Origin of the sequence: Paeniglutamicibacter antarcticus (genome assembly GCF_039544305.1) — a bacterium.
In the GTDB taxonomy this organism is placed as follows: Bacteria; Actinomycetota; Actinomycetes; order Actinomycetales; family Micrococcaceae; genus Paeniglutamicibacter; species Paeniglutamicibacter antarcticus_C.
Map to the genome: position 1 here is coordinate 1 of NZ_BAABLK010000065.1, position 2,317 is coordinate 2,317.

4 protein-coding genes and 1 pseudogene are annotated in these 2,317 nt (G+C 54.9%); 3 read left to right on the forward strand and 2 right to left on the reverse strand.

What is annotated here, in order from left to right; genetic code table 11:
• Positions 1-257, forward strand: a 257-nt coding sequence (locus ABEA12_RS15090) for a MerR family transcriptional regulator (RefSeq protein WP_345468819.1), incomplete at its 5' end; no start/stop codon positions are given.
• 141 nt (positions 258-398) lie between these two features.
• A complete protein-coding gene (locus ABEA12_RS15095) occupies positions 399-647 on the forward strand; it encodes a hypothetical protein (protein WP_210101395.1) in 249 nt (82 codons plus the stop codon).
• Between the two features lie 121 nt (positions 648-768).
• On the opposite strand, the gene ABEA12_RS15100 is transcribed toward ABEA12_RS15095, so the two are convergent.
• Together ABEA12_RS15100 and ABEA12_RS15105 are read right to left on the reverse strand one after the other, a co-directional pair.
• Positions 769-945, reverse strand: coding sequence for a hypothetical protein (locus ABEA12_RS15100; protein ID WP_210101396.1), 177 nt, complete (start codon positions 943-945; stop codon positions 769-771).
• A gap of 387 nt (positions 946-1,332) precedes the next feature.
• The gene (locus ABEA12_RS15105) at positions 1,333-1,638 is read right to left on the reverse strand and encodes a recombinase family protein (protein ID WP_425571792.1); all 306 of its coding nucleotides are present in this window, start codon (positions 1,636-1,638) and stop codon (positions 1,333-1,335) included.
• Between the two features lie 6 nt (positions 1,639-1,644).
• On the opposite strand from ABEA12_RS15105, the pseudogene ABEA12_RS15110 reads away from it, so the two are divergent.
• Positions 1,645-2,190 (forward strand): annotated as a pseudogene (locus tag ABEA12_RS15110) (IS3 family transposase); the annotation flags it as partial.
• Between the last annotated feature and the right edge of the window lie 127 nt (positions 2,191-2,317).

The window sequence follows — 2,317 nt, forward strand, 5'->3', positions numbered from 1 at the left end:
GCACAGGTCAGCAAAACCTGCGCCTTTATGAACGCAAGGGACTCTTAGACCCTCAACGCACTGAAGGGGGAACCCGCCGCTACAGCGAAGCGGATCTCGATATCCTGCGTCGGATCTCCCACCTCCTCGCTCAGGGGCTGAATCTGTCGGGAATCCGACTTGTTCTGTCTTTGGAGGCAGAAAACACCTCGCTGAGAAACGAACTCGACCAGCAGGACGCGAAGCCCAACAAGCAGCAGAAAACCTCGGAAAGCTGATCTCACTCCTACGCATCGATACTCACTGTGGCTAAAGACCATCCTTGGTTGACCGGCCTTGAATCACTTCTCAGCCTGTCCTACCGCGGTAACCCGAGCCATAGCGTTTCTTGGAAGCATTGGTGAACAGGAGGCAGATCAATGAGTGAAGTTATTGAACCTTTGGACCCTGCTGATGCCACGGCCATCGCGCAAGGCGTCATCGCCCCCGATGATGCCCGTCCCCTGGGCCTCGACGATGAGCACTACACTGGCCCGGATAGTGAACAACTGGTGGTGTGGGACGAAGTGCACGACAGTGAGCTGGAACCCAACGAAGAACAAGGAACCGATACGTACTTCGATGAATCCAACGATGATGCGGATCCACCGGAAGCAGAGGCCCAGTAAGCCCCCAAGAAATCGTAAACACCCTGAGCAGTAGGGTGCCTAGTTTCCATTAGCAGCCTGGTGAGCCGCACGGCGGTGCCCATCAGTCACTGAGGGCGCCGCTGGCTTTACAGCAGTGACATCAGTTGATTGTGTAGTTGCCGCGAACATCCCATGTAAATCCTTCGGGTAGCTCGGTGCCCTCTGTGAAGCACGCACTTCCGCCATAAATGTCATTTGTCGGTGCTTCACCTTCCGAGCAGGCCATCTCGTTAGAGAAGAGCAGCGTTCCAATGAGGAATTTGATCGCGAAACTCACGACCAGAATCCCTACCGCGACGCCTGCAGTGATCGCCACTATTGTGAAGGAACTTCGATCGGTCCTCATGAGCCCACTCTCCCCGTTTCTGGTTGCCAGATCGCGCAACTATATGTAGTCGGTCCAGGATTTACCATGATATTCACGACCATAGGCATACCCGGTAATGGATTGGTAAACGCAGGTTTGCTGCGCCGCCATGAGAGGTATTTGAGTCTTACAAACAACGCGGAACTCCACCACGGTCCCTGCTCTGCAAACGATCACTGTGCTTTACCTCTGCGTGCGGAGTCTTCCGGCGTCCATCAGATAAATGTTGTGCAGGACCAAAGGTTTCAAGAGCTGACAACTGTGTTGGATATGGTGCACATGGAGCAGCTACTTCCCCTACAAAGTGGATGTGTTCGAGCGTCGCAGGTATTGATACACAGCGTCCCGGCTCAACCCGTATTCCCTAGCTAGCTGGATCTTAGGGATCCCGGCCAGCGCACTGGCAACCAACTCACTGACCTGATCGGGACTCAGCGAACGCCTGTGTCCCTTATAGACCCCGCGGGTTTTCGCCAAGGCAATGCCCTCGCGTTGGCGTTCCTTGATCAGAGAGCGCTCAAATTCCGCGAAGGCCCACATCACCGAAAGCATCAGGTTCGCCATCTGAGAGTCCTCCCCCGTGAGCACCAAGCCTTCTTTCAAGAATTCCATCCGAACCATGTCCGACACGACTTGACCGCCACGGCACCGAACAGGCTGTGGCTGAGCGATATCACCGCGCCCCACACTTCCGAAGGCAAGCTGTACCCATGCGCGGTCAAGGACGTCTACTCCAACAGGATCGTGGGCTACTCCATCGATTCGAGGATGAAAGCCGCACTGGCTGCGGCGATCAGTCAACGAAACCCGCAAGGAACCTTGATCCGCAGCGACAGAGGCTCGCAATTCCGGTCCAAGAAATACGTCCGGCTGATCAACTCCGCTGGCCTGCAGGGATCCATGGACAGGGTCGGTGCATATGCAGATAATGCCGCTATGGAAAGTTTCTTTTCGCTGCTACAAAAGAACGTGCTGAACGACAAACGGTGGGAAACCCGGGCAGAATTACGCCTGGCCATAGTTCTCTGGATCGAGAAAACCTACCTTCGCTGACGCCGCCAACGACGGCCTGGCAAGCTCACACCCATCGAGTTGGAGACAATAAACAAGACCATTCAATCGGTTCCCGAAACATCAACTCCCACTGTCAACTAAGCGGAACTTGTCAAATCAAATGAGACATAGTCATAGTAGTTAATGAACCGATAATGCGGCCCGTTTCGCGGGATCGTTGATCGCAGCCTTGAGCGGCAACGGTGGCGCCGACGGACGCCGAGAAAAC